The 17,263-nt window shown below is 64.7% G+C and carries 19 protein-coding genes and 1 tRNA gene; 6 read left to right on the top strand and 14 right to left on the bottom strand.

What is annotated here, in order from left to right; translation table 11 throughout:
• Positions 1–86: 86 nt before the first annotated feature.
• Positions 87–674: a BA14K family protein gene (locus ABID26_RS15010; protein ID WP_292298692.1), complete on the bottom strand. Its 588-nt coding sequence runs from the start codon at positions 672–674 to the stop codon at positions 87–89.
• Positions 675–840: 166 nt separating this feature from the next.
• On the opposite strand from ABID26_RS15010, the gene ABID26_RS15005 reads away from it, so the two are divergent.
• Together ABID26_RS15005 and ABID26_RS15000 are read left to right on the top strand one after the other, a co-directional pair.
• Positions 841–1,953: an endonuclease/exonuclease/phosphatase family protein gene (locus tag ABID26_RS15005; protein WP_126099516.1), complete on the top strand. Its 1,113-nt coding sequence runs from the start codon at positions 841–843 to the stop codon at positions 1,951–1,953.
• A 4-nt stretch (positions 1,954–1,957) separates the two neighbouring features.
• Positions 1,958–2,683, top strand: a complete 726-nt coding sequence (locus ABID26_RS15000; RefSeq protein WP_126099517.1) for a hypothetical protein — start codon at positions 1,958–1,960, stop codon at positions 2,681–2,683.
• A gap of 184 nt (positions 2,684–2,867) precedes the next feature.
• Here ABID26_RS15000 and ABID26_RS14995 read toward each other — a convergent pair whose 3' ends face one another.
• Positions 2,868–3,965, bottom strand: coding sequence for a 1-aminocyclopropane-1-carboxylate deaminase (locus ABID26_RS14995; protein WP_354415920.1), 1,098 nt, complete (start codon positions 3,963–3,965; stop codon positions 2,868–2,870).
• A gap of 147 nt (positions 3,966–4,112) precedes the next feature.
• Here ABID26_RS14995 and ABID26_RS14990 point away from each other — a divergent pair, with 147 nt between their 5' ends.
• A complete protein-coding gene (locus tag ABID26_RS14990; RefSeq protein WP_126099519.1) occupies positions 4,113–4,589 on the top strand; it encodes an Lrp/AsnC family transcriptional regulator in 477 nt (158 codons plus the stop codon).
• Positions 4,590–4,630: 41 nt separating this feature from the next.
• On the opposite strand, the gene ABID26_RS14985 is transcribed toward ABID26_RS14990, so the two are convergent.
• Genes ABID26_RS14985 through ABID26_RS14975 form a run of 3 tightly spaced genes read right to left on the bottom strand, consistent with a single transcriptional unit; the run spans position 4,631 to position 7,840 of the window.
• Positions 4,631–5,848, bottom strand: a complete 1,218-nt coding sequence (locus tag ABID26_RS14985) for an ABC transporter permease (RefSeq protein ID WP_354415919.1) — start codon at positions 5,846–5,848, stop codon at positions 4,631–4,633.
• On the bottom strand, positions 5,845–6,549 hold the full coding sequence (locus tag ABID26_RS14980) for an ABC transporter ATP-binding protein (RefSeq protein WP_292342386.1): 705 nt from the start codon (positions 6,547–6,549) through the stop codon (positions 5,845–5,847). Before ABID26_RS14980 ends, ABID26_RS14985 begins: the two co-directional genes overlap by 4 nt.
• A 4-nt stretch (positions 6,550–6,553) precedes the next feature.
• Positions 6,554–7,840, bottom strand: coding sequence for an efflux RND transporter periplasmic adaptor subunit (locus ABID26_RS14975; protein ID WP_354415918.1), 1,287 nt, complete (start codon positions 7,838–7,840; stop codon positions 6,554–6,556).
• 134 nt (positions 7,841–7,974) lie between these two features.
• On the opposite strand from ABID26_RS14975, the gene ABID26_RS14970 reads away from it, so the two are divergent.
• Together ABID26_RS14970 and ABID26_RS14965 are read left to right on the top strand one after the other, a co-directional pair.
• Positions 7,975–8,877 (top strand): PhzF family phenazine biosynthesis protein, encoded by a 903-nt coding sequence (locus ABID26_RS14970; RefSeq protein WP_354415917.1) that lies wholly within the window; start codon positions 7,975–7,977, stop codon positions 8,875–8,877.
• A 159-nt stretch (positions 8,878–9,036) separates the two neighbouring features.
• Positions 9,037–9,112: transfer RNA gene (locus ABID26_RS14965), tRNA-Lys, on the top strand.
• A gap of 23 nt (positions 9,113–9,135) precedes the next feature.
• On the opposite strand, the gene ABID26_RS14960 is transcribed toward ABID26_RS14965, so the two are convergent.
• Positions 9,136–9,402: a hypothetical protein gene (locus tag ABID26_RS14960; RefSeq protein ID WP_292298700.1), complete on the bottom strand. Its 267-nt coding sequence runs from the start codon at positions 9,400–9,402 to the stop codon at positions 9,136–9,138.
• A gap of 155 nt (positions 9,403–9,557) precedes the next feature.
• Between ABID26_RS14960 and ABID26_RS14955 the strand changes: the two genes are divergently transcribed.
• Positions 9,558–10,301 (top strand): glycosyltransferase family 25 protein, encoded by a 744-nt coding sequence (locus tag ABID26_RS14955; RefSeq protein WP_292342389.1) that lies wholly within the window; start codon positions 9,558–9,560, stop codon positions 10,299–10,301.
• Between the two features lie 165 nt (positions 10,302–10,466).
• On the opposite strand, the gene ABID26_RS14950 is transcribed toward ABID26_RS14955, so the two are convergent.
• The 8 genes from ABID26_RS14950 to cbiE form a co-directional block, all read right to left on the bottom strand.
• On the bottom strand, positions 10,467–10,727 hold the full coding sequence (locus tag ABID26_RS14950) for a hypothetical protein (RefSeq protein WP_354415916.1): 261 nt from the start codon (positions 10,725–10,727) through the stop codon (positions 10,467–10,469).
• Between the two features lie 222 nt (positions 10,728–10,949).
• On the bottom strand, positions 10,950–11,960 hold the full coding sequence (gene cobT / locus ABID26_RS14945) for a nicotinate-nucleotide--dimethylbenzimidazole phosphoribosyltransferase (RefSeq protein ID WP_354415915.1): 1,011 nt from the start codon (positions 11,958–11,960) through the stop codon (positions 10,950–10,952).
• Between the two features lie 24 nt (positions 11,961–11,984).
• Entirely contained in the window at positions 11,985–12,755 is a 771-nt protein-coding gene (locus tag ABID26_RS14940) for an adenosylcobinamide-GDP ribazoletransferase (RefSeq protein ID WP_292298705.1), read from the bottom strand.
• A complete protein-coding gene (locus tag ABID26_RS14935; RefSeq protein WP_292298706.1) occupies positions 12,752–14,068 on the bottom strand; it encodes a cobyrinate a,c-diamide synthase in 1,317 nt (438 codons plus the stop codon). The genes ABID26_RS14940 and ABID26_RS14935 overlap by 4 nt, the downstream gene beginning before the upstream one ends.
• Positions 14,065–14,880 (bottom strand): uroporphyrinogen-III C-methyltransferase, encoded by an 816-nt coding sequence (gene cobA, locus ABID26_RS14930; protein ID WP_292298708.1) that lies wholly within the window; start codon positions 14,878–14,880, stop codon positions 14,065–14,067. The genes ABID26_RS14935 and cobA overlap by 4 nt, the downstream gene beginning before the upstream one ends.
• Entirely contained in the window at positions 14,877–15,641 is a 765-nt protein-coding gene (gene cobM / locus ABID26_RS14925; RefSeq protein WP_292298710.1) for a precorrin-4 C(11)-methyltransferase, read from the bottom strand. Before cobM ends, cobA begins: the two co-directional genes overlap by 4 nt.
• Positions 15,638–16,024 (bottom strand): cobalamin biosynthesis protein, encoded by a 387-nt coding sequence (locus ABID26_RS14920; protein ID WP_292298711.1) that lies wholly within the window; start codon positions 16,022–16,024, stop codon positions 15,638–15,640. Before ABID26_RS14920 ends, cobM begins: the two co-directional genes overlap by 4 nt.
• The gene (gene cbiE / locus ABID26_RS14915; protein ID WP_292371209.1) at positions 16,021–17,262 is read right to left on the bottom strand and encodes a precorrin-6y C5,15-methyltransferase (decarboxylating) subunit CbiE; all 1,242 of its coding nucleotides are present in this window, start codon (positions 17,260–17,262) and stop codon (positions 16,021–16,023) included. The genes ABID26_RS14920 and cbiE overlap by 4 nt, the downstream gene beginning before the upstream one ends.
• Between the last annotated feature and the right edge of the window lies 1 nt (position 17,263).

Below are 17,263 nucleotides of genomic sequence, written 5' to 3'. Positions count from 1 at the left end.
GTTATTGCCTCCGCAGGCGGTTTCTTTCTTGCCGAAAAAGAAACGGCGCCGCGATGGGCGCCGTCTCATTCTTCCTGCGGACCGGCTCAGATATAGGGCGAAATGCACTGCCGGCGCGGGCCGTAATTGGGCTGGAACGTGTTGTCCCAGGCCCGATAGGACCGGTAGCGATCATAGCACCACTGGACATGGGCGCTGGAAAGCCGCTCCGTCCGGTAAATGCGCCGCGGCTGATAGTAGCGCGGATAGGGATCATAGTAGTTGTCGTAGGCTAGGGCGCCTAGACCCAAGCCGAGGCCTAACCCAAGAAGGGCCGCGTCGCCACCACCGAAATGCCGATGATGGCGATGGTGGCGCCAGCGCCAGTCTCCATCCCATCTGCCGCCATCCCAGTTGCGGGAGAAATGACGGCCGCGGAAGTCGCCGCCGCGCCATCTGAAGTCGCGGCCGCGCCAGTCGCCACCGCGCCGCCAGCGCCAGTCATACATCTGCGGCGAGTAGTTGTTGCCGCCAGCCCAACTGTCGCGGACGGGGATGATCGTGGGTGCCACCGCGCTGGTGGCGGTCGAGAGATCGGGCTGCAGGATCGGGCCGGCGATCGACGGCGCCGTCAGGCCCGCCATGAGGCCCAGGGCCATCAGCCCAGAGCCGAGGGAAGACAAGAGCGGTTTCATTTCACTCTCCAAGGAGTAAAGGCCCCACGCCCAGAAATACCCCGGGAAGAGGCCTATTGATGGGACTTTCCGTCTGAACGGAGGATGAACGGAAAGGTTCCGTCAACCATGACTGGTGTCGCCTGGCCCTTGTTTTCGCTCTTGCTTGCGGGCAAAGGTCTCGGCCATGTCGCTGCGCCTCGCCACCTTCAACGTCGAGAATCTGATGAACAGGTTCGACTTCTCCGGCTATCGCAACCAGCTCAACGAGGACCGGACGCTGGCGCTGTTCGATATCCAGAGCGAGGCCGAGTACAGGCTGCTCGAACAGGCGCGCACCATCGCCCAGTCCGACGATACCCGCCAGTTGACCGCGCTCGCCATAGCGGCGACCCGAGCGGACATCATCTGCATGCAGGAGGTCGATAACATCGAGGCGCTGAAGGCCTTCGAATATGGCTACCTCTTCAAGATGATCGGACAGGGCTACCGGCAGAAATACACCACCGCCGGCAACGACTCCCGCGGCATCGACGTCGCCGTGATGATGCGCAGCGAGACGGCCCAGGGCCAGCCGATCGAATTCGTGCGCATGGCCAGCCATGCCTATGTCACGTTCGAGCAGTTCGGCCTGTTCACGCCGGAGCTGGCAGCGCTTGGACATCTGGCCAACGACCGCATCTTCCGGCGCGACTGCCTGGAAATCGACGTGACGGTGGGCGGCGTGCCGCTGACGCTCTATCTGGTGCATTTCAAGTCGATGGGCTCGCCGCGCAACGGGCTCGACGGCCGCCAAGCGACGATGCCGCTGCGCATCGCCGAGGCGCAGGCCGTGCGCCGCATCATCGAGGAGCGTTTCGGCAAGGACCATGCCGCCGACAAGCGCTGGGCGATCTGCGGCGACATGAACGACTATCGGCAGCGCGTGAAGATCGAAGGCGACAGCTTCGACGGCTATCGTTTCGAGGTGGTAGACGAGGCCCAGTCCGCGATCAATGTTCTGACTGCCGGCGGCTTTTGCGAAAATGTCGTCGAGCGGCGTCCGGAGATGGACCGCTGGAGTTTCTATCACACACGCGGGCCGGAGGAGCGGCATCTGTGCCAGCTCGACTATATCCTGCTGTCGAAAGCGCTCGCCGCGAAGAACGCGACGGCGGTTCCGGACATCATCCGCAGCGGCCAGCCCTGGCGCACCATCTTTCCATCGGGCCAGGAAGTCGAACGTTTCCCGCGCGCCGGCTGGGACAGGCCGAAGGCATCCGACCACTGCCCGGTGGTGATCACGCTGGACATGGCCTGAGCCCGTGAGTTTCGACCTGCCGCGCAACGTCATTTTGCCGGTCGACGCAGTCGACGTACTGCTCGACCCAAGCCTTCATCCTTTCGAACGCGACAACCAGGCAGCGATCGCCGAAAACTGGCGGCGCGAGATGGAGGCGAAGCCGGCGCTCTATGACGGCACGGTGGTGCTGCTTTCGGCGCTCGCCTATCGCGATAGCCGGCTCGTGGGCCGCTGCCATGCCGTGAAGTACTCTACCTTCATGCTTTGGCGCAAAAACCGCGAGCTGAGCGGCGCCGAACATGCCTATGCGCATGCCGTGCTGGTCGCCGGCGACAATGCGCTGGTGGCGATCCGCATGGGTTCGCATACAGTCAATGCCGGCCGCGTCTATTTCGCCGCCGGCTCCTTCGAGCCGATCGATTTCCGCGACGGCCTCGTCGATGTCGATTTCAACATGATCCGCGAGGTGGGCGAGGAGACCGGCATCGACCTGTCGGCGGCCCGGCGCGGACGGCGCTACCACGCGCTATCGACAGCGAGCGGCACGGTGATTTTCCGCCGCTACCGGGTGGCCGAGCCGGCCGACGAAATCTCGCGGCGCATCGGTGCCTTCGTTGCCGCTGAAAACGAGCCGGAGATCGAGGGCCCGGTCATCATCCGCCATGCTGATGACCTGCCAGACGGTCTGATGGGGCATATGAAGCCGCTCATCGAATGGCATTTTGCTGGCAGTGACGAGGACCTCTGATCCTTGATGTCGCCTTTGCGAGCAAGCGGAACGTCTTCCGCGACCCGGCAACCCGTCACTGAAGCGCGTCGCGCTGAAAGGGGTGACGCGCTTTACGTCTTTGTTTTTATGCATGTCGTTATCCCAAAACCGCTGCACACTTTTGGGCGACATGTACCAGGCAGCCAGCTGGACGGAAGCTCGATCATGGAAAGATTGGAGGTAACGTGTCCTCAGGCACGCGTTCCTGGGCGCCGAGCTCGCTCACGAGGTTAGTCGCCGGGCGATCGTCCTTGTAATAGTAGCTGTAGCCGTTGATGGCCGGCGCGCCGCCGAGATGCGCGTAAAGGATTCTTGAACCCTCGGGGAAGAAGCCTTTCCTGGTCAGATCGATCAGGCCCTGCATCGACTTTCCCTCATAGACCGGATCGGTGATCATAGCCTCCGTGCGGGCTGCCAGCCGGATCGCGTCATTCGTCGCCTCAGACGGAACGCCATAAGCCGGATAGGCATAGTCGGGATTGATCACGATTTCGTCGTCGCGGACGGCTCGACCCAGCCCGACGAGGGCTGCGGTGTCGTCGACGATGCGGCGGACCTGAGCGCGGGTCTGTTCGAGCGTCGCGGAGGCGTCGATGCCGATCACCCGGTCGGCGCGGTCTTGCGCGGCAAAGCCGACGATCATGCCGCCCTGCGTCGACCCGGTCACGACGCACACGATGATATAGTCGAAGGTGAAGCCGAGCTCGGCCTCCTGCCTGGCGACCTCCTCTGCGAAGCCGACATAGCCCAACCCGCCGTACTTGTGCACCGAGGCGCCAGCGGGGATCGGATAGGGCTTGCCGCCCGCGTCCTTCACCGACTGGATCGCGTCCTCCCAGCTCTTACGAATGCCGATATCGAAGCTGTCGTCTACAAGCCGGCTGTCAGCGCCCATCAGGCGGGTCAGCAGGATGTTTCCGACCCGGTCGTAGACCGCATCATAGTGGGGCACCCATTTCTCCTGGATCACCACGCACTTCATGCCGATCTTGGCCGCTGTCGCGGCGACCATGCGGGTGTGGTTCGACTGGACGCCGCCGATCGACACCAGCGTGTCGGCGCCGGAGCGAATAGCGTCCGGCACGATGTATTCGAGCTTTCGTAATTTGTTCCCGCCCATGGCGAGACCGGAATTGCAATCGTCACGCTTTGCGTAGATTTGCACCTTGCCGCCCAAGGCCGCGCTCAGCCGGGGCAGATGCTCGATCGGCGTCGGGCCGAAGGTCAGCGGATAGCGTTCAAACTTGTCGAGAAGTGACATCGATCTGCCTCCGCCGTGGTCGTTTTCGATAGACAGATGATAGACGAATAAGGGCGAAAGGTGCTCTCGAAGGTTCTCCAGGATTTTTCCACTCTCATAAGAAAATGCGCTAAGGTTGGCTCCAATCATCCATTTGGAACCGTAAAAATGGAAGAATCTTCCGAACCAGCCTTCGATCGCATTGACATCAAGATCCTGCGGGCCCTTCAGTCCGAGGGACGGCTGACCAATGCGGAACTGGCGGCGCGCGTGAATGTCAGCGCCGCCACATGCCATAGGCGCACGCAACGCCTGTTTGAAGAGGGCCACATCACCGGGGTCAGGGCGGAGATCGCGCCCGCCGCCGTAGCGCTTGGCGCGCTGGTGATGGTCGGCGTCGTGCTCGACCGTTCGACACCGGAAAGCTTCGCCGCTTTCGAGGAGGCCGTGCTCAAACTCAAGGAGGTGCTTGATTGCAACCTCGTGGCCGGCGACTTCGACTATCTCTTGAAGATAAGGGTGCGGGACATGGCGGATTTCAACAAGCTGCATGGGCAGAAGCTGATCGCGCTGCCGGGCGTCCGGCAAACCCGGACCTTCTTCGTCATGAAGGAGGTCAAGGAGAATGCGCGGCTTCCGTTTTAACAGCTCCTGCAGGCCAGAGGCGCGGCAAAAGCCGCGTGGGCCTACTCGTGCCTCAGCGCGTCGATCGGATCGAGCCTTGCGCCGCGCAGCGCGGGGAAGAAGCCGAACACCATGCCGATCAGCGCCGAGAAGCCGACCGCGAGCAGGATGACCGCCGGGCTCGGCGCAAAAGGTATCATCAGCGTCGCCGAAGCGAGGCCGGCGAGCGCCAGGCCGATCAGGATGCCGATGATGCCGCCGAGCAGCGACAGCACCGTCGCCTCGACCAGGAACTGGATGAGGATGTGCTTCTCATGCGCGCCGATCGCCAGCCTGATGCCGATCTCGCGCGTGCGTTCGGTGACCGACACCAGCATGATGTTCATGATGCCGATGCCGCCGACCAGAAGGCTGACGCCGGCGACGGCGCCGAGCATTCCGGTCATGGTCGTGGTCGCGCTGGCCATGGCGTCGGCGATCTGGGTCATGTCGCGGATCGAAAAATCGGGATCGCGGTCCGGCGTGATGCGGCGTGTGTCGCGCAGGATATCCTCGACACGCGGCTGCAGCTCAGTGGTCGGCGTCCGATCGTCGGCGGCGATGTAGATGGAATCGATGTCGCGATTGCCGGCGATGCGCCGCTGGTAGGCGGCTAAAGGCATCAGCACGACATTGTCCTGATCCTGGCCGAAGCCGGTGTAGCCCTTCGGCTCCAAAAGGCCAATGATCCTGCAGGAGGTGCGATTGACGCGGATGGTCTCGCCCTCCGGATCGCCGGCGCCGAAGAATTGCTGACGCACCGTCTCGCCGATCAGGCAAACGCCGGCGCCGGCGCGCGTCTCGGAATCGCTGAAGGTGCGGCCGGAAACCAGCTTCCAGTCGCGCGCGTCGAGATAGGCGCTGTCGGTGCCGGTGACGCCCGACGTCAGGCTCTCCGTGCCGAAGATGACGCGCACCTGCTTCTGCGAGGCCGGCGCGATGGCGCGGGCGCCGCTGAGATGGGCAACAAGCGCCTCAAGGTCCTTGGCCGCGAGGGGACGGGTGACCTGATCGAGACCGCCCGGTCCGCCGGGCCCGGCGGGGCGGCCGGCGCGGACGACGAGAAGATTGCTGCCGAGCTTCGAGATATCGGCCTTGACCTTCTCGGTGGTGCCCGAGCCGATGGTCAGCATGGCGATGACGGCGGCAACGCCGATGACGATGCCGAGCAGCGTCAGGAACGAGCGCAGCACGTTCCTGCGGATGGAAATGAGCGAAAGGCGGACGGTCTCCCAGATCATGCGGCCTCGGCTTTCGCTGTGTCAGAGGCAACATGGCCGTCGAGGAAGCGCACGGTGCGCTCGGCATAGTCCGCGACATCGGCTTCGTGCGTGACCATGACGATGGTGAGTCCGAGCTCGGCGTTCAGCCTGGTCAGCAATTCCATGATCTCGTGCGTGCGCGCGGTGTCCAGATTGCCGGTCGGCTCGTCGGCGACGAGCAGCGTAGGCTTGGTGACGATGGCGCGCGCGATCGCCACGCGCTGCTGCTGGCCGCCCGAGAGCTCGGCAGGCGTATGGTGCTCCCGTCCGACAAGCCCGACCTCGGCCAGCGCCTGCATGGCGAGATCGCGGCGTTCGCGGGCGGAGACGCCGCGATAGATGAGAGGCAGCTCGACATTTTCCGCCGCCGTGGTGCGGGGCAGGAGATTGTAGCCCTGGAAGACGAAGCCGACATAGAGGTTGCGCAGCAGGGCGCGGCGGTTGCGATCGAGCCGGCCGGCGTCGATGCCCTCGAATCTGTAGGTCCCAGCGGTCGGCGTGTCGAGGCAGCCGATGATGTTCATGGCGGTGGACTTGCCCGAGCCGGAGGGGCCCATGATGGCGACAAACTCGCCGCGGCGGATGGCAAGATCGACGCCGGCAAGCGCATGCACGCGCGCCTCGCCCTCGCCATAGCTCTTCCAGACCTGGTCGAAAGTAATGAGCAGGGGAGCCGACATGGCGTCAACTCCGCTGCTGCGAGCCGGTGACGACCTCGGCGCCTTGATCGAGGCCGGACGTGATCTCGGTCAACTCGCCGTCGGTCGAGCCGATCTTGACGTTGACGGGATGCGGCCGGCCATTCTCCAGGACATAGAGCGTGCGCGAGCCGTCGGTCGGCGCCTTCGTCGCCTCACGCTGCCGGTTGGGACGGCCCATGCGGCCGGTGAACAAGTCGCGCAGGCTCCAGCCGCGGGCCGTCGGTTGAGCCGGGCGGTAGCGGAAGGCAATGGCCGGCACGGTGAGCACGTCCCTGGCCTGCCTGGTCACCACCGCGACCGTGGCGGTCATGCCGGGCCTGAGCAGAAGCTCGCTGTTGTCCACTTCGAGCCGTGCATTGTAGGTGACGACGCCATCGGTGGTGACCGAGGCGTAGGAGATGTCGCGGATCTCAGCGTCGAACGGACGTTCCGGGAATGCGTCGACGGTGAAGCGGGCATGCTGGCCGGGTTTGACCTGGCCGATATCGGCCTCGTCGACCGCCGCCTGCAGTTCCATGTTCCGCAAGTCGGCAGCGATGACGAACAGCACCGGCGCCTGCAGTGAAGAGGCGACCGTCTGGCCGGGATCGACCGAGCGCGTGAGCACGATGCCGTCGATCGGCGCGTAGATCGTGCTCTTGGCAAGATCGGTCTGCTGCGCCTTGAGATCGGCCTGAGCGATGGCGAGATTGGCCTCAGCGCTGTCGAGTGAAGCCTTGGAGCGGTCGCGCGTCGCGGTCGCCGCCTCCAGCGACTGGTCCGTCGCCATGCCGCGCTTGGTGAGCGTGCTCGCACGGACAACGGCGTTCTCGTTTTCCTGCAAGGTGACCTTGGCGTCCTCGACGCTAGCTGCGGCCGCCTTGGCCGAGGCGGTGGCGCGCTCGATCTGGACTTCGAGCTTGGCGGTGTCGAGCGTCGCAAGCACGTCGCCCTTCTTCACCTGCTGGTTCTCGTTGACCGCGACGGAGCGGACGATGCCGGAAAGCTCGCTGGAGATGTCGACCTGGGTCAGCGGCTGCAGCGTGCCGGTCGCCGACACTTGGACGGTCAGGTCAGCGACCGTCGCCGGAGCGGTCGTGTATTCGATTCGGGGCGGCGCGGCGGCGTTCCACCGGTAGGCGCCAATCGCGGCCGCCACTACCGCCAGCGCCAGCAGCGCATAGAGCCAGCCGCGCCGGCGCTTGCGGCTCACGCCTTTGCGGTCGAGCCCGAGAGCGGCTTCGATGGAAGTGTCGGATTCTGCGTTTGGCGGATTGACAACCTGGTCCACCCCAGACCCCTATAGCGAAAATTTGCTGTCCCTATTGGTGCACAAATCATGCCTTAAGGTTCGAATTTCAAATTAAATTTTCCTCATGTTGGGATTGAGGCGGAAAATTCGGGACGAGGCGGAAGGTTTTCTCGATGGCACGCAGCTACTTGCTTTACGATGTATTCACGACCGAGCGGCTGGCCGGGAATCCGGTCGCCGTCGTGCTCGACAGCCAAGGGCTGGACACGGCCGCCATGCAGGCGATCGCGCGTGAATTCAACCTGTCGGAAACGGTTTTCGTGCTGCCGCCCGACAATCCCAAGCACCGCAATCGGATTCGCATCTTCACCCCCGACTATGAGATGCCGTTCGCCGGACATCCGACGGTCGGCTCGGCGATCGCGCTTGCGGAGCTTGGTGGCGAGGCGGCGGGCATCTTCGTGCTGGAGGAGAATATCGGCCCGGTGCGCTGCGCGGTCGGCACGCATGACGGCGCCATCTTTGCCGAGTTCGACTTGGCGAAACTGCCGGAGCGGCTGGAACTTGCCGCCGACCCGGAAATGATCGGCGCGGCGCTAGGGCTTGCTCCGCACGAGCTCGGCTTCGAGAATCACCGCGTCTCGTTCTGGTCGGCCGGCGTGCCCTACGTCGCCATTCCGGTCGCCGGCCTCGATGCGGCGGCAAAAGTCAGGCTGGACAACCAGGCCTGGTCGGAGCTGGCGCCTCGCAAGAGCGACTGGGCTTTCGCCAGCCCCTATGTCTATTGCCGCGAGACGGTGCACCATGACAGCGCCTTCCATGTCCGCATGATCGTGCCCGGTACCCCGTCCTACGAAGACCCGGCGACCGGCTCGGCCGCGGCTGCCTTTGCCGGCGCGATCATGCATTTCGACGCCCCGACCGACGGAATCATGCAGCTTTGGATCGAGCAGGGGCTGGAGATGGGCAGGCCGTCGCGCATCCGGCTCGAGCTCAATGTCGACGGCGGAAAATTGGCCTCCGCGCGCATCGGCGGTCATGCCATCAAGGTGGCGGAAGGCAGCCTCTTTGTTTGACCGGTGCGGCTTTTTTGAGCGAACATGATCTTTCCCGAAAACCGGAATCCACTTTTCGGGATCATGCCATGTCGATTTGTCGGGAAATGATCCGGCAGGGCTAGACATCACCGAATCCGGCGGCTATATGCCCGCCGACGCTGGGTTTCCCGGCGGTGTGGGTGTGTAGCTCAGTTGGTAGAGCAGCTGACTCTTAATCAGCGGGTCCACAGTTCGATCCTGTGCACACCCACCAATCAACTCTCCGATATGCCGAGATTAGACGCTGCGTCCGCGTCGAAAAACACGGTTCAGGAACTTGCCGAATCGAAAGGCCAGGCTGTTGTCAACGCCATCTTTGGCGTCGGTCAGGACAGGTTCCTTGCCCCCGGAAAAATCGCTGATAAGCCACCAGACAAAAATCAAGAAAAGAATAAGAACCGCAGTGTCGATCAGGCCGTAGCTATGATATCCGCTGCGGCGAAGCACGCCGGCGACGAGCAGGGCAATGGCGAAGGCAGCGGCAAACGGACGAAGCTTCAGCATCGGGCAATTCTATTCGAGGCTCAGTGCCTACGGAAGTCCTCTAGCTGAGTAACTCTGTGCAAAAGCGCATCCGCGACCGCTAATCCTGATCAGGGATGTATTGAGCTGTTGCCTTTCCTTAGCTAGAACGGTTTCGGGCTTCGGGGGTATTCAAAATGCGGTCGTTCTACATCAACTTGGCGGTCTCCGTTGACCGTCGGAAATGGTTTGACGCTCAAGCAAGCCGGCTAGGCTTGGATATCGAACGATTTGACGCGGTGAGCAATGCTTCGATCGCGGACAGTGTCGCCACTCAGTTCAATGTCTCGAAGGAAGCGGTCGCCTGCTTCTTCAGCCATCGCGCGATTTGGAAGGAAATCGCCAGTGGGCCTGACAGGTTCGCCGCGATTTTCGAGGACGATGCGCATCTTGGCGCGGATCTGCCCGCATTCTTGAATGATGTGTCGTGGATACCGGCCGATGCCGACATCGTTCATCTCGAAAAGCTCGGAAAACGGTTTGTCGGCGTCGAAACCGGACAGAGAGCATTGGGGAGAAAGCTGTATCAGGCACTCTCAGGCTTCGCCGGAACGGCGGCCTATATCATTTCGCGTGAATGCGCCGCGAAGCTGCACGCCACTTTCACGGAAATCAATCAAGAGTTCGATCAGCACCTCTTCAACGAGGGGCTGCCCGGCTTGAAGGTCTACAAAATCGGTCCGGCGCTCTGCATACAGGACCGATTCACCGCCGCCCCGCGTTTTCCGTCCGTGATCGTGCGCCATGAGAGGCCAAAACGTGTCCGCGCTCCTGGCGCGGCGTTGCGCGAGGCAGCAAGGATTTACAAAAGGCTGGCTTCCATCGCCGTCCGCTCTTTGGGACTGCGCCGCCCCAGGCTCATCGCCATCAAGATCAAATGATGCGGCCGTCGCCGGCAGGCTTTCGACACCAGTGGCCTTCTCCCGGAGGCCAAGTCCCGCATGACGGCGCCCACGCCAGGTGATCCCGTTAGAGCGGTTCACCGTTTCAGGGGAAACGCCGCCGGAACCAGGGCGGCCCGGATCTGGTCCGGTGACTTGATTGGGCTACAACGCCGTCTTGCCGAGATTGGCCTTGAACTTGACCTTCATCGTGATCTGGCCGGTCACCGTGATCTGCGATCCGCCATAGCCGCCGACGTTGCGGTCCCGGGCGTTGACGTTGGTCGTCATGCCGGTGATCTCGCATGTGTCGGCCACGGTCTCGACCACGATGGCGCAACTGCCCGCCGCGACCTTGTAGAAGAAGCGAAGCGCTACCTGCTGCTGAGCGCCGGCGTCGTCGTCATCCTTGACCGGAAGGGTCATCGAGAAGGAAGACTGGATCCTGGCCGACCCATCGTCGCCCGGGCGAAGCGGGCGAACATATTGCTCTTGAGACGAAGCTGGCGAAGCCACTGCAACAAGAATTGCAGCGGATATTAGGCACCTCAAATACATCGATCGATCTCCCGTGAGACATCTCTGTCCCATGAAATAATCAAGATGGCGTTATTTCGATGTTTCAACAGTGTTGAAATTTCGACCGATTTATTTTTCTGAAACACCGGCCTCTGCAAAGCTCGCCATCTTCGCATGGCACTCCAGCGCCGAACGCACGATGTTGACGGCAAGGCAGGCGCCGGAGCCCTCGCCGAGCCGCATGCCGAGATCGAGCAGTGGCGGCAGGCCGAGCGCTTCGAGCAGGCGGCGGTGGCCGGCCTCGGCCGAGACATGGGCGGCGATTGTGTGCGCAAGCCCCGTCGGGTGCAGCCTTGCCAGCGGTGCGACGGCTGCGGTGCAGACGAAGCCGTCGAGCAGCACCGGGATATTGTTGCGGCGCGCGGCGAGCGTGGCGCCGAGGATGGCGGCGAGCTCGCGCCCGCCGAGCGCTGCTGCGATCTTAATCGGGTCGGAGAGCGAATCGGCGTGGCGCTTGAGGCCGGCCTCGATCGCCGTGATCTTGCGGATCATTCCAGCGTCATCGACGCCGGTGCCGCGGCCGGTCCATTTCTCGGCGCCGCCGCCGAACAGCGCGGTCGAGATCGCCGCCGCCGGCGTGGTGTTGCCGATGCCCATCTCGCCGAAGCAGACGAGGTCGAGATCCTTGGACACGGCGTCGTAGCCGGCCGAGACGGCGGCGAGAAAAGTCTTCTCGTCCATCGCCGGCACTTGCGTGAAATCGCCGGTCGAATGGTCGAGATCGAGCGGGATGACATCGAGCCCGGCGCCGGCAACGCGGGCAAGCTGGTTGATGGCCGCGCCGCCGCCGGCGAAGTTGGCCACCATCTGCACGGTGACTTCCGACGGGTAGGCCGACACGCCCTGCGCGGTGACGCCGTGATTGCCGGCAAAGACGAAGACCTTTACCGCGTCGAGCTTCGGCATCTCGCGGCCCTGCCAGCGGGCCAGCCAGGCGGCGATCGTTTCAAGCCTGCCGAGGCTGCCCTGCGGCTTGGTCAGCGTGTCCTGGCGGCGGGCGACGGCGTTGGCAGCAGCGTCGCTGCCGCCAGGCAGATCGAGGCAGGCGGCGCGGAGGTCTTCGAACGATTTGAACGACATGGGGGCAATGTCTCCAATTGAGAGTCAGGGGGATAGGGAAACTGAGGCAACGAGGAGGACTGCGATCTCGGCGAGCTGTTGCAGCGCGCCGATCGTGTCGCCGGTCTGGCCGCCGATCTGGCTGAGGCAAAGCGAGCGGAACGCGGCAAACAACAGGCCGAGCAGGATGAGCGCGGCGATCGCGCCGCCAAGGCCGAGCGCCAGCAGCGCCACGGCCCCGAGAGCCGCGCCGATAATAGCGGTCTCGGCGCTCACAGAGCCGGCATTTGCTGACAGGCCGTCGGCGCGAGCCGGCGGCAGAAGGCGCATGAAGGCGCCGAAAAGCCCACGCGAGGAAGCATGCGCCGCCAAAAGAGCCAGGAAGACGTGGCCGGGACCGGCCAGTTCCGAAAGCGCGCTCCAGCGGATGAGCAGGGAGATGCCGAGCGCCGCGGCGCCATAGGCGCCGATGCGGCTGTCGCGCATGATTTCCAGTTTCCTTTCGCGCGTCCTGCCACCACCGAAGCCGTCGGCAATGTCGGAGAAGCCGTCCTCGTGCAGGCAGCCGGTGGCGAGCATCGTCGCGGCAAGCGCGAGCGCCGCGGCCGGGCCGCCGGCAAGACCCAGGGCGACTGCAATGGCGTAGGCGAGCGCGCCGATGATCGCCACGGCGAGGCCGGCAAAGGGTGCCGCCCAGATCGCGTCGGCAAGATTGCGGCCGCCGAAATCGCCCGAAGGCAGCCTCAGCCGCGTGAAGAAGACAAGGCTGAGGCCGATATCGTCCAGCAACTGCCTGGGTTCGGAGAGGCCGCTCATGCGCCCCTCGCAATCGCGTGAAAGAAAGTGCCGCTGACATGGCTGCGCCGGTACCCTGACGCCCCAAGCGGGTTACCTTGGCCGTCGGCGAGGTCGGCCAGCGGCTCGTCATTGCCGGTCGCAATCATCTGCGCGTAGTGGAACTCATGACCCCGGATCAGCGTGCCTTCGCTTCCCAGCGGGCATCCGGCACGCAGCCGGGCCTCGCGATAGCCGAGGTTCATCTTGCGTTTGGCGAAACTGGTCGAATGGCCGAGCAGACCGAGCATTTTGTGGCTTTGGCCGTCGGCGTCCTCCAGCACCTCACCCAGCACCATGAAGCCGCCGCACTCGCCATGCACGGGCTTGGTCGTGGCGAAACGCGCCATTCCCGCCCGGAAGTTATTGGCGGCCGCCAGCCGTCCGGCATGCAGCTCAGGATAGCCACCGGGCAGCCAGCAGATGTCGCAGTCTTCGGCGGGCGCCTCGTCGGCGAGCGGGGAGAAAGGGACGATCTCGGCGCCGGCCATGCGCCAGTGCGTGGCGACATGCGGGTAGAGGAAGGTGAAGGCAGCGTCCCCGGCCAGCGCGATACGCTGTCCAGGCGGCGACAAGGCATCGCCGAAGTCGCCAGCCGCAGGTTCCAGCGGGGTTGCCAGCGCCAGGATGGCGTCGATGTCGAGCGATTTTTCCACCATGTCGGCCAGCCGGTCGAGATGCGCCATCAAGTTCTCGTGCTCGCCGGCTTGCACAAGGCCGAGATGGCGCTCGGGCAGGTTGAGCGTGGGATCGCGCATGATGGCGCCTACCACCGGCAGCCCAATCGCCTCGATCGCGTCCCCCGACAGCCGCCTGTGCCGCTCGCTGCCGAGCCGGTTGAGCACGACGCCAGCCATGCGCACATCCGGATCGTAGGTGGCGAAACCCTTGGCGATGGCGGCGGCCGTGGTCGACTGTCCGGAAACGTCGAGCACCAGAAGCACGGGCAGACCGTAGAGCCGGGCGAGGTCGGCGGCCGAGCCCGAGCGGCCCGCCGGAGCGGGGATACCGTCGAACAGACCCATCGCGCTTTCGAGGATGACGTACTCCGCATCGTCCGCGGCCTGGCTTGCCAGCGCGTTGAGCAGGGAGGGCGACATCGCCCAACTGTCCAGATTCACGCCGGAAAGCCCAGTCGCTGCGGCGTGGAAGCCGGGGTCGATGTAGTCCGGCCCGGACTTCGCGCCGCGGACCTTCAGGCCGCGCCGGGCCAGCGCGCGCAAGAGGCCGATGGTCACACTGGTCTTGCCCGAGCCTGAGCGCGGCGCGCCGATGATGATCGCCCGCGCCGTCATGTCCCGCCCGCCAATGCCGCGCGCATGGCAACGATGCCGCCGACGACGATCAAAGCCGGCGAGGCGAGCCCGGCGGCGGCGGCCTCTTCAGCAATCGTGGCGAGTGTGGCGACGACGGTGCGCTCCTGCGGCGTGGTCGCCGCGACGATCACCGCAGCCGGCGTCGATGGCGCGAGGCCCCCTTTGAGCAGGGCTGCGGCGATCAGCGGCAGATTGGCCATGCCCATATAGACGACGACGGGTTGTCCGGTGCGCGCGACCGCCGCCCAGTCGATGTCGTCATCGGTGCCGGCAGCGTGGCCAGTGGCGAGGATGACCGCCTTGTTGATGCCGCGCATGGTGGCGGGGATTCCGGTGGCGGCAAGCGCGCTGAGACCGGAGGTCAGGCCTGAGAGCACTCGAAATGGAATGCCTTCTCGGGCGAGTGCCAGCGCCTCTTCGCCGCCGCGACCGAAAATATAGGGATCGCCGCCCTTGAGGCGCACGACGCGGCGGCCTTCGCGCGCCAGTCGCACGAGCAAAGCGTTGATGTCGTCCTGCTTCATCGAGGGCTGGCCGCCGCGTTTTCCGGCGTAGAAAAGTTCGGCGCTTTCAGCGACGGCCACGACATCGGGCGAGACCAGCGCGTCATAGACCAGCGCGTCGCATTGCCCGAGCGCTGCCAGAACCTCCAGCGTCAGGCAGCCGGGATCGCCGGGGCCGGCGCCGGCCAGCCAGACCTGGCCGGGCTCCAGCGCGCGCGGCCTGAAGTTCAGCCGCGCCAGCGCCTGCTCCACCGTTGCCCGTCCGTTTCTGTTGGCGCTGCCGTTCACAATCCGTCCCGTCCGCGAAAACGCCGCTGGTAGTGGGCGTCGTAAAGTGAGCTTTCGCCGAAATCCTGCGCGGCCAAGGCGCTGCCGACGAAGATGATCGCCGTTCGCTCCATCGGGTTTTCCGCGAGCTGCGTTTCGATGGTGCCCAGCGTACCGGTCAGGATGCGCTCATCCGGCCAGGAGGCGCGGAAGACGACCGCAACCGGGCATTCGGCACCATAGAGCGGCGTGAGGTCGGCGACGATGCGGTCGATGGCGTGGACGGCGAGATGAATGGCAAGCGTGGCGCCGGTGCGGCCGAAGCCGGCGAGCGTCTCACCGGGCGGCATTTTTGAGGCGCGGCCGGAGATGCGGGTCAGCACCAGGCTTTGCGCAAGCTCGGGGATGGTGAGCTCGCGGCGCAGCGTTGCAGCTGCGGCTGCGAAGGAGGGGACGCCGGGGGTCAGCGTGTAGGGGATGTCGTGCTTTTCCAGCCGCCTGATCTGCTCGGCCACCGCGCTCCAGACCGAGAGGTCGCCGGAATGCAGGCGCGCGACATCCTGGCCGGCCTTGTGGGCGGCGACATATTCGGCCTCGATCTCGTCGAGCGACATCGGCGCGGTGTCGATGAGTTTCGTTCCCGGCGCGCAATGCTCGAGCAACTCCGGCGCCACGATCGAGCCGGCATAGAGGCAGACCGGACAGGACGCCAGCAGCCTGCTGCCGCGCAAGGTGATGAGGTCGGCCGCGCCCGGCCCGGCGCCGATGAAATGGACGGTCATTCAGTACCTCCGCCAAGAGCGATGGCGCAGGTCACCGCGCCAAGTACCGTGCGCGGCCCGAGCAGTTTTGCACCTTTCCCAGCCGCGGCAAGCGCCGAGGCTTCCGAAACCGACGGCGTTCCGGCATGCGCTTGCGATACTTCGGATCGGCTGATTATGTCCGCGGACACCACATGCAACGCTTCGTCGGCGACGACGATCACCGGAAGGGCGAGGTCGCGACCGGCGAGGAAGATCGCTTCCTCGTCGCGTTTGATTTCGCTTGTGGCAAGTGCCGAAAGTGCGGTCATCGCAAACCCGTGCGCTTCGAGCGCCGTCTCGATAGCGGCGCGCACATCGCTTGCCGTCACGCCCTTCCGGCTGCCGATGCCCGCGACCATCATGGTTTCACCCAGCTCCACTGCATGACCGGCATTGCCGGACGCCAGGCCTGCATAGACCCGACCGGTGCCGCACGCGAGAGCGCTATGCGGGTAAGATCGCCGCCGAGCCTGGTGTGCTGGTCGAGAAGCAGCGCTTCCATTTCCAGCGTCACCGCATTGGCAACGAGCCGGCCGCCGGCACGCAGCGCCTTGATTGCCTTCTCCAGCACGCCGGCATCGCTGCCGCCGCCCCCGATGAAGATGGCGTCGGGCGTCTCCAGCTTTGCCAGCGCCTTCGGCGCCGAGCCTTCGACCACGGTGAGGCCGGGAACGCCGCAATGCGCGGCGTTGCGGCGGATGCGGGCGGCGCGCTCGCTGTCGGCCTCGATGGCGATGGCGCGCATGGACGGGTGCGCCAGCATCCATTCGATGCCGATCGAGCCGGAACCGGCGCCGATGTCCCACAACAGCTCGCCGCGCCGCGGCGCCAGCGCCGACAGCGTGACGGCGCGGATCTCGCGCTTGGTGATCTGGCCGTCATGCTCGAACAGGTGGTCTGAAAGGCCGACAGTGAAAGGCAATATGCGCGCATCCGCCGTCTGCTCAATTTCGAGCGCCAGCACGTTGAGCGGATTGATTTTTTTGAGATCGAAGGCGTCGGCGCGCGCAATGCGGCGCGTTTCGTCCGGGCCGCCGAGCGCTTCGAGGATCGTCAGTCGTGAGGGGCCGAAGCCGAGTTCGTCGAGCAGTCCGGCGATGGCGGCTGGGCTGTCGCCGTCGGACGTCAGCGCGAGGATACGCGCGCCGGGGTGGAGCAAAGGCCTGATCAGGTCGATTGAATGGCCGTGCAGGGATATGGTTTCGACATCCTGCAGCGCCCAGCCCAGGCGGGAGGCCGCCAGCGAAAGCGACGAGGGCGCCGGCAGCACGAGCATCTCATCCGGCTTGACCTTGCGCGCCAGAGTGACGCCGACGCCGTGGAAGAACGGGTCGCCGGAGGCGAGCACGCAGATGTTTTTGCCCTTGAGCGCAAGCACATCGCGCATTTCGGCGTCGAAAGGTGTCGGCCAGGAGCGGGCATCGCCCTTGACCAAGGATGCGACAAGGGCGAGGTGCCGCTTGCCGCCGAAGACGACTTCGGCCTCGGCAATCTGCCGCTTGGCCTCGTCGCCGAGACCCGTTACACCGTCCTCGCCGATGCCGACCACCGTAAGCCACTTTGGGGTGAGCTTGGCGTCGCGCAGATCCTTAGCAGGCATG

It is taken from the genome of Mesorhizobium shonense, assembly GCF_040545255.1.
Lineage (GTDB): Bacteria > Pseudomonadota > Alphaproteobacteria > Rhizobiales > Rhizobiaceae > Mesorhizobium > Mesorhizobium shonense.
Note: the sequence above shows the minus strand (reverse complement) of the source record. Positions and strands in the feature narration are given on the sequence as shown.

What these genes read in the sequence shown, in the direction of transcription:
- ABID26_RS14960 (WP_292298700.1), bottom strand. Translation starts at nt 9,402, where the DNA reads ATGCTGAAGCTTCGTCCGTTTGCCGCTGCCTTCGCCATTGCCCTGCTC.
- ABID26_RS15010 (WP_292298692.1), bottom strand. Translation starts at nt 674, where the DNA reads ATGAAACCGCTCTTGTCTTCCCTCGGCTCTGGGCTGATGGCCCTGGGC.
- ABID26_RS14990 (WP_126099519.1), top strand. Translation starts at nt 4,113, where the DNA reads ATGGAAGAATCTTCCGAACCAGCCTTCGATCGCATTGACATCAAGATC.
- ABID26_RS14940 (WP_292298705.1), bottom strand. Translation starts at nt 12,755, where the DNA reads ATGAGCGGCCTCTCCGAACCCAGGCAGTTGCTGGACGATATCGGCCTC.
- ABID26_RS14935 (WP_292298706.1), bottom strand. Translation starts at nt 14,068, where the DNA reads ATGACGGCGCGGGCGATCATCATCGGCGCGCCGCGCTCAGGCTCGGGC.
- ABID26_RS14985 (WP_354415919.1), bottom strand. Translation starts at nt 5,848, where the DNA reads ATGATCTGGGAGACCGTCCGCCTTTCGCTCATTTCCATCCGCAGGAAC.
- ABID26_RS14955 (WP_292342389.1), top strand. Translation starts at nt 9,558, where the DNA reads ATGCGGTCGTTCTACATCAACTTGGCGGTCTCCGTTGACCGTCGGAAA.
- ABID26_RS14950 (WP_354415916.1), bottom strand. Translation starts at nt 10,727, where the DNA reads ATGACCCTTCCGGTCAAGGATGACGACGACGCCGGCGCTCAGCAGCAG.
- ABID26_RS14980 (WP_292342386.1), bottom strand. Translation starts at nt 6,549, where the DNA reads ATGTCGGCTCCCCTGCTCATTACTTTCGACCAGGTCTGGAAGAGCTAT.
- ABID26_RS14995 (WP_354415920.1), bottom strand. Translation starts at nt 3,965, where the DNA reads ATGTCACTTCTCGACAAGTTTGAACGCTATCCGCTGACCTTCGGCCCG.
- cbiE (WP_292371209.1), bottom strand. Translation starts at nt 17,262, where the DNA reads ATGCCTGCTAAGGATCTGCGCGACGCCAAGCTCACCCCAAAGTGGCTT.
- cobT (WP_354415915.1), bottom strand. Translation starts at nt 11,960, where the DNA reads ATGTCGTTCAAATCGTTCGAAGACCTCCGCGCCGCCTGCCTCGATCTG.
- ABID26_RS14970 (WP_354415917.1), top strand. Translation starts at nt 7,975, where the DNA reads ATGGCACGCAGCTACTTGCTTTACGATGTATTCACGACCGAGCGGCTG.
- ABID26_RS15005 (WP_126099516.1), top strand. Translation starts at nt 841, where the DNA reads ATGTCGCTGCGCCTCGCCACCTTCAACGTCGAGAATCTGATGAACAGG.
- cobM (WP_292298710.1), bottom strand. Translation starts at nt 15,641, where the DNA reads ATGACCGTCCATTTCATCGGCGCCGGGCCGGGCGCGGCCGACCTCATC.
- ABID26_RS14920 (WP_292298711.1), bottom strand. Translation starts at nt 16,024, where the DNA reads ATGATGGTCGCGGGCATCGGCAGCCGGAAGGGCGTGACGGCAAGCGAT.